Raw genomic sequence first — 7989 nt, forward strand, 5'->3', positions numbered from 1 at the left:
GAAACATGAGAGGAGAAAATTTCCGGGGAGAATACAAGTATCCAATTAAAGTCTTCAGAATATGGAAATTTGATTTCTCTAATGGTTTGGAAGTCCGAAAGGCTATTGTATTCAGTATCGTACTTGCAGCTCTTATGCTCTTTTTTATGCTTATCGTTTTATTATCCAATCTACCTATTATGAACTTTCTTTTATCTTATGGCTTAGTGGTTCTGTTCTTAGTTCCCGTAGGTATATCAATGACCGTCTTTGGTTTGAAATACGATGAAAAGCCGGTTGTTTCCTTTTTACGAGATCGTTTGAATTTTTACCGAACTAAACACAAAAAATATGAGCATTACGATGAAGTAGATAACAAGCAGTTTGAAACAGAACTGGAATTTGAGCCTTATTGGTTCACCTCAAAGGAGGAAAACACTAATGCCAGCAACGAAAAATAAGAAGAATCAGTTGGAGTTTCCGATTGCTTTTCGACATAAAAACCTTATTTTCAATAAAAGTCGCCAAGTTTGGGCGGTCTATCGTTTAAGTCCGCGTACTCTAAAGCTTAATAATTCTTCGGATTATGAAGACTATATTCAAAATATTGTGGGCTTACTAAACAATCGCAACGTACAGTATCATATTATGATTTTACCTAAAAGTTTCAACTTCCAAAAATACACAGACGTAGCAAATGAAAAGATCGTACAGGGTGAATTTTCCGATATAGGAAAGCAATATTTTAATCGAGCCGGAGATATACTTTCTGATGAACTAGAATTGTATGAATACGATGTTTATATCCTAGTTCATTTAAATAGAAATGCGAACGTAATTACCAATGACCCGGTTGATCTGTTTAAAAAGTTTTTTAAAAGACTTCAAGAAGATATATCTAAAGTTATGACGCAAGAGATCAATGTCGATGACGATTTAGAAACTTACGAACAACAAGAAAAATATTTCTTTCAACAGTCCTCTTATCGAGAATATCTAAATCGTGTTTCTGAAGATGAAGTAGATAACATTATTTATTATATGTTTCACCGAACAAGCGATAATTTTGAATTGCCTGATACGGATTACAATTTAACAGAAGGTATCGTTCAAAATCATAAAGGTTATTTAACGATAGATCACGGCGACTATCGGGAGTATGTTGCTTTTATTCCCATGATTGAAATGCCAGGAACAATTGATAATTTCAGTTTTATTTATGATATTTACCGTAAAATTGATTTCCCGTTAGAAATGCAAATTCGTTATGATTTCAAACAACAAGAACAAGAAGAACGGAATGTGCGTAAGTTAAAAAAACGCTTTGAAAATTTCTCTAACGAAAAAACCACCATGCAAACAAGTGACGATGACCAAGTTATTGAGCAAGCTCCTGAACGGCTGGAAAACTTACTCGAAGATGTGAAAGGTAATCATCGGTCTGTTATGTACGCTACCTTTGTTGCGGTAATAAGTGACAGTGATAAAGAACAATTAGAACGAAAAATTAGTTCTTTGAAAACCATGCTTGAAAAAGTCGATTTTAAATTTATTCGCCCGTTAGTCGATCAACTAACGCTATTTACTCAATCTTTTCCGGCGTCTCTTTATCAATATAAATACTTTGAGCAACCGATAGATGAAAACTACTTAGCACAGGCGGGATTAGGCTTAAAAGAAGAAGTTGGAAATAAATACGGTATGCCACTAGGAAAAATTGTTACTAATAGACAATTGAAAAGTGTTGAAGAAGCAAGAAATATCACCAATAATATTGTGTTCTTTAATCCATTATTAGCGAAGAAAGCTATTCGTAATGCTTCCCATACGACAGGAAACATACTAATAACCGGGCCGCCGGGTAGTGGTAAATCAATGTTGGTCAAAGACTTCTTCACTTGGTCTACTTTTTTTGGAACAAAGGTTTTGTATATCGACCCTAAAAATGAATTTCAACGTTACTATCAAACAGCTTTAGAAGAACATGGAGACATTGAGGAATTTCAAGAGCTGTATAATCGCATTAATTTTGTTCATTTGAGTGAAGACCCACAGTTTCACGGAGCTTTAGACCCTTTAGTTTTCTTGGAAGGTGACGCTGCTCTACAAACAGCTATTTCTATCTTTAATACATTGGCTGGAAGAGATCGCAATCGTAACGAAAATGTTTCCATTCACGAAAGTGTAGTTCAAGAAATGGAGGAAGAAGAAAATCCAACTCTTTCAGGAGCTTTAGAACGTTTAGAAGCCGAGCAGTCTATTCTAGCTAAAGATATTAAAAGATACAACTACGGTATGGGAAGAATGCTTTTTGGCCATGAGGACAGTCAAGGCTTAGATTTCGATAAACAAGTTAATGTGCTAGGTATGCAGGGATTAGATATACCTCAATCAGATGAATTGACCGACGAACAAACTATTAGTGTATGTCTGCTTATGTCTATTTCTAAATATGTAAATATCTTCAGTCGAGATCCTAATGAGGAAGCTATGATTATTTTTGATGAATCTTGGCTGCTAAACAAAGCTAAAGAAGGCGAAAAGCTGATTGAAGAAATGTTACGTACAGGCCGTTCTTTACGTACAGATGTGGTTTTAGTTACTCAATCTTATGAGGACGTCAACTCTGACAAAATTAAGGATCAGTTGGGTGTTCGTTTCGCTTTCCGTCCTGTTAATGAAAATGGCGTTGACCCTCTAATAGAATTTTTTGACTTAGAACTGAACGAAGCTAATCGAAAAGTCGTTAAAAATTTACGTCAGGGCATGTGCTTATATCAAGATTTATTCGGACGAACGCAAGCCATAGCTATTGATGTCATGTTTGAAGAATGGACAAAAGCCATGCGAACCACGAAGAAAGATGAAGCTTCAGTAGAACTGGAAGAAGCACATGCTTAGGAGGTTGTTGTAATGAAAAAACTTATACCTTTAGCTGCTTCTTTATTGTTCTTGAGTGCTTGTGGCAATTCGCTAGGCTTAGATCAAGAGCAAGTTCAAGAAGCTACTCAAACCAATGCAATGGATATTCGTAAAATGAATACTAATGGATATGAAAAAGAAGACGTTGAAATTTTAAGGGTTTGCCCGGCGGTCAAAAGCAATGAAGCTTCTTTTGATGAAGGTGATGGATACGATAGTTATATTGTTTATTGGCAAACCTCAGATCAAGAACTTCAGTATGAACATCGCATGGATATAAATGGTGAGAGTAATTATGAAGTAGGTGGTTCTACTTCACTTTATAACGAAAGTACAGAAACTGAATGTGTCGAGTATTGATGATGAAGGGGGGATAGGGTGGTCAAAAAAATAGCATTACCATTGTTAATGGCTTTAGTTATGGTATTTAGCTTTTCGGGAGATAATGTCGCTTTAGCTGCTCCTTCTTCTGATGAACAAGAGAATGAAAGTGACGATGAACGAGCGTCACAGAAATATGAAAGTAATCGGTACGACTTAATGACGTACAATGACGCCGGAACCTTTGATGTTGGCGGTAAAGTTTCCAATAACACAGGGGAAGCTATAAAAAACATGACCTGGGCTACTTATCGGGAAATGACCCAATTAGGGTTAATGATCGTCTATCAAATGTTCAGCCTAGATATTATTGAGTTGACGGAGGACGGTGTACGTTCAATTGTTAGTGCCGTAGCCGGAGGGTTAATAGGCCAATTTGGTTCCTTTGCTTTGGCTATCTTTTCTCTAGGGCTAGTTATACGTTCATATATCCAGCAAAATTGGAGTGCTTTTTGGAAGCTACTAACGCTTGCTCTCATTAGTTTAACGTTATTAGCCTCACTCCAGTCTGATCGTTTAAACTATGTCAGCTTCACTTCTAATATATCTAAAGAACTTGAAAACACGGTGATGAACGTAAATCCTTCTTTAACACAGGATTATACGCCTGAAGCCTTTCAATATAGTTCCGCCATAAGTAATTTAGCAGATGAAGAGGACGCTTATACGCAAGCTCAATTAGGAGATAACAATAACAATTTAGATGAACAACTAGATGTGACTAATATAGACGATACAGCCGTAGCTTTAGAAAACAAGGTTTTTCATGCTTTGATTTATCAGCCGTATTTGCTTCTCCAATACGGTACGACTGATGAAGAAGCTATTTTAGACGAAGACCCAGAGCGAATTGCCAAGTGGTTAGACGCGAACCCACAAACAGAAGATGGGGTTGAAGCTAGGCAAGATATAGTTACTGAAGAATATGAGGATTACGACAATCAAAATATTGTGGCCAGCAATAGTTGGCAGCAAGCTTCTTATGTCATGGTGATGGCTATATCGACCATTGTACAAAGCGTTGTTTACTTTTTCTTAGCAATGATTCGTATTCTCTTACAGTTTAGTTTAATTATGATGATGCTGTTACTTCCATTTGCGACGTTTCTTTCTCTCTTTCCAAGCTTTGAAACCATACTTGGAAAGTATATTCGCACCCTATTTACCATCGTTATTTTTAAAGCTTTAACTATGTTTTTCATTCTTGTATCTGTTAGCTTCATCTCTTTAGGTTACGACATGACTAGCACAACTGATGATCTGTATTATCGTATTTTCATTCAATTAGCATTTTCCACGGTTATTATCTTCATGTACCTGAAACGACAAGTGATTATGAACATGCTTGAAGGTGGAAGTCTAAGCGTTGATGAAATGGGAGGTAATGGTCACTCTGCTCCGATGAATGGAGCTAGGCGTGTAATGAACAAAGCGAGCCAAAAAGGAAAAGAAATGAAACAGAAAAGAGAAGGCCAGAGGGAGAAGCAACGTTCTTTTAGAAATGATGGTGGAAGTAAAGATATAAAAACTATTGAATCTAAAGACAGTGACGCCCGGACAGAATCTAGTGCCGATTATGGGCAAGAACAGCAAGCTCACAGTTCTACTGGAACAGAAGGAGGGGGAAGTACAAAAGCTATTCCTACGCAGCAATCCCAGCCTTCTAAAATGAGACAAACTGCCAGTAAAGCAACTAATCATGTAAGAACGGTGCAAAGTGGAGAAGATACGACAGGCCGGGGCAATATTTATCAAGGAAATACAGGCCAACGTGAAGGAGATCGTATTCAGTATCAGCAATCTCAAAAGCAACAAGAAAAGCCAAATACAAAGGTACGTTCTTTCTCTCAACGTATGAAGCAACGACAAATGGGCGAAGAACAATCACCTAATCAATCAGAAGTTTCAACTTCGTCTTCTGATAAACAAGTACCTCAAAACAATGAATCAGCTCCACAGCAACAAGCTACTGTTCATCATATTGATGGGCAGGGAACGAATACCTCTCCAAGGAACAATACAGCTTCAACTAAGCGTAATCCATCTAATAAACGAAAAACCGATCAAATCAATACTTCTTCTACGAAGAAGCAAACCGACAGTCATTCCAGCCAAAGGGTCAAAAATTCATCAGAAACATCATCTCCATCAGATGTAAAAGCAACGAGAAAACAATCTCCTTCAACAAAGAACACTAATAACGTCTCGAATTACAATAACGTTTCGCAACGAAAGACAAGCAATAGTGGATCTCAAAACTATGCTTCTGAAAAAAGAGAGAATGATGTACCGAAACAAGAGAACTTGCAATTAGATCAAGCTCAACGTGAACAAAGGCGAGAACATTTTGAAAACAAGAAAGCAAAGCAAGAAAGCGACAAGCTGCAAAGAAAGTATCAGCAAATTAATGAAGCTCAACAACACGAAATTAAGAAAAGCAGTGAACACCGAAACGGGCGTATGGGTCAAACATCAAGATTGCACCGAGATAACGAAGATGAGTAAGGAGGTGGGCGAGAATGAATCTTTTGCGTAAATACGCAGAATACAAAGCGAAAGCAGCAGCTCTTGCTATATTCCTAAAGTACATTCTCCCCGCATTACTCATATTATTTGTTCTTTATTTTGGAACCATCATTATATTGACTGCTGTTTCTAGTGCTTTAAATGGTAGTGAACAAAAAAGTGAATCCTTTATTGCAGAAGAAGGTACAGCTAAGGTTTCCCCCCAGGTGGAACGTTACAGGCCGTTGTTTGAAGAATATGCTGCTAAATACGATGTGGAAGAGTACACAGAATTACTGATGGCAAAAACCATGCAAGAATCCGGCGGGCGGTATGCCGATGTTATGCAAAGCTCTGAATCGTTAGGCTTGCCACGAAACACCATTTCTAGCCCTGAACGATCAATAGACCAAGGCGTGAAATACTTTAGTGAAGTATTGGAAAAAGCCAATGGAGACGTAAAATTAACTCTTCAGGCTTACAATTTTGGAACAGGGTTTATCAATTATGCAGAAGAACATAATAATGGGGAGTACAGTAAAGAATTGGCTGAACAATTTGCTTCTGAAAAAGAATCTGAGCTTGGCTGGAGCAACTACGGTGATACTGAATATGTAGATCATGTTATGCGTTACGTAGAAGGCTTTTCAGCAGAAACTAGAGCTATTGCTAGTGCTGAATCAGGCAATTGGGGTATGCCTGTCGAAAACGTTAATGTGACTTCTGAATATGGCATGAGATTCCACCCTATTGATAACACAGAGAAAATGCACAATGGCATTGATTTTGCTTGTACTCGTAGTGACACTCTTTATGCGGTTAAAGATGGCGTGATTGATAGTGCCTTATATGAAAATACAGGGTTAGGCAATCACCTTATTATCCAGCATGGCGAACAAGAGTATAGTGTTTATGGTCACATGAGCCAATTAGATGTAGAAAAAGGAGATTCTGTTGAACAAGGGCAAGCCTTAGGGAAGTGCGGTACGACTGGAAGCAGTACAGGTACACACTTACACTTAGAATATCGAAGCGATCCGTCATATAGTTCAGAGCGTACAAACCCTAGAGATGTTTTAAACTTTTAAGGAGGTGATGACATGAAAAAATCGGTAGTTGTAGCTACCTCATTGATGGGAATTATTGTTTTCTTCTTATTTATGTTTGTCATCTCTTTAAATAATCAAAATGAAAAGCTAGAAAACGATCTTCAAAGCCAAGAACAACAATCTCAACAGCAAATCGAACTATTAGAAAATGAGCTTCAACAACAGCAAGCTAATGCTTCTAATAATGACAATGAGGAAGGGAGTAATGAATTTCATACTTCTTCCGAAGACGCAGCTAAAGAATTTGTACGGGCTTATTTTGATTACTCTGGTACTCCTAACAAACAGGAAGTTCAGGAATATGCGACAAGTGAATTGATGGAAAAGCTTTCTTTTTCTGATGAAGAAAAAGGGGAAGTTAGTGGAGATGTAAAATCTAACGTTAGTGATATGGAAGTATATTACGGTTCTTCAACTGAAGACACACAGGAATTATTCATTACATTTACGAATACCATTTCTTATAATGATGTGCCTGATGATGTTAGTTCTTTTGTTACGTTGAAGATGGATAAAGAAAACGATTCTTGGAAAGCAACAAATATAAAATTTGAACAAATTTAAGGGAGAGCTGTTATGACAAACAATCCTTATTTTGAATTAGTACCGCACTTACAGAAGATAAAAGAAGAAATCAGAGATTATCCGCTTTTATTATCTAAAATTGATTCGTACATTGGAATTGTAAAAAACCTATCTGCAGATTACGAAAGCTATCCGATAAATCTAGAAAAAAAATATGAAGAAGAATTAAATATAGACATTTATTCGCAAAAATTTTCGATACCTATCAATATTACAGATGGTTTTTATTACATGACTTATTTTATTCCTTATGTGCATGATCTGATAAATCACTATCAATTACCAGTAGGAATTGTAAATAATAAAGAACTGTATAATATAGCTCGTCACAATGTTGAAGAAAGAACAGTTAGGTTAGACAAAGCAAATTATGAACCTGCTATTGCTGTACGACATCCTGAATTACAAAGTAATTCGTTGGGAGCTATGATTATTGATGGCAACCATCGTATTGTTTCTAGCTATAAGCGTAATGAAATTTTTTTCCCATTATACTTATTAGACCCAC

At 36.8% G+C, this 7989-nt stretch carries 7 protein-coding genes; all 7 read left to right on the forward strand.

The genetic code is table 11. The features are described 5' to 3' along the window. Positions 1-5: 5 nt before the first annotated feature. Positions 6-440, forward strand: a complete 435-nt coding sequence (locus tag ACTRXI_RS15800; RefSeq protein WP_474264140.1) for a TcpE family conjugal transfer membrane protein — start codon at positions 6-8, stop codon at positions 438-440. Further along, positions 421-2880 carry an ATP-binding protein gene (locus tag ACTRXI_RS15805; RefSeq protein WP_474264142.1) on the forward strand — a complete coding sequence of 820 codons (2460 nt, stop codon included), beginning with the start codon at positions 421-423 and terminating at the stop codon, positions 2878-2880. The genes ACTRXI_RS15800 and ACTRXI_RS15805 overlap by 20 nt, the downstream gene beginning before the upstream one ends. Before the next feature lie 12 nt (positions 2881-2892). Further along, positions 2893-3261, forward strand: coding sequence for a hypothetical protein (locus tag ACTRXI_RS15810; protein WP_474264144.1), 369 nt, complete (start codon positions 2893-2895; stop codon positions 3259-3261). Positions 3262-3279: 18 nt separating this feature from the next. Next, complete coding sequence (locus ACTRXI_RS15815; protein WP_474264146.1) at positions 3280-5787, forward strand: CD3337/EF1877 family mobilome membrane protein; 2508 nt, start codon at positions 3280-3282, stop codon at positions 5785-5787. 14 nt (positions 5788-5801) lie between these two features. Beyond that, on the forward strand, positions 5802-6875 hold the full coding sequence (locus ACTRXI_RS15820) for a lysozyme family protein (RefSeq protein WP_474264148.1): 1074 nt from the start codon (positions 5802-5804) through the stop codon (positions 6873-6875). 12 nt (positions 6876-6887) lie between these two features. Then, the gene (locus ACTRXI_RS15825) at positions 6888-7460 is read left to right on the forward strand and encodes a hypothetical protein (protein WP_474264150.1); all 573 of its coding nucleotides are present in this window, start codon (positions 6888-6890) and stop codon (positions 7458-7460) included. A gap of 12 nt (positions 7461-7472) precedes the next feature. Continuing rightward, positions 7473-7989 (forward strand): hypothetical protein (locus ACTRXI_RS15830; RefSeq protein WP_474264152.1); only part of this gene is annotated, 517 nt, incomplete at its 3' end.

Source organism: Marinococcus sp. LNHM4E3-1 (assembly GCF_056034405.1).

What these genes read in the sequence shown, in the direction of transcription:
- ACTRXI_RS15820 (WP_474264148.1), top strand. Translation starts at nt 5,802, where the DNA reads ATGAATCTTTTGCGTAAATACGCAGAATACAAAGCGAAAGCAGCAGCT.
- ACTRXI_RS15800 (WP_474264140.1), top strand. Translation starts at nt 6, where the DNA reads ATGAGAGGAGAAAATTTCCGGGGAGAATACAAGTATCCAATTAAAGTC.
- ACTRXI_RS15825 (WP_474264150.1), top strand. Translation starts at nt 6,888, where the DNA reads ATGAAAAAATCGGTAGTTGTAGCTACCTCATTGATGGGAATTATTGTT.
- ACTRXI_RS15810 (WP_474264144.1), top strand. Translation starts at nt 2,893, where the DNA reads ATGAAAAAACTTATACCTTTAGCTGCTTCTTTATTGTTCTTGAGTGCT.
- ACTRXI_RS15805 (WP_474264142.1), top strand. Translation starts at nt 421, where the DNA reads ATGCCAGCAACGAAAAATAAGAAGAATCAGTTGGAGTTTCCGATTGCT.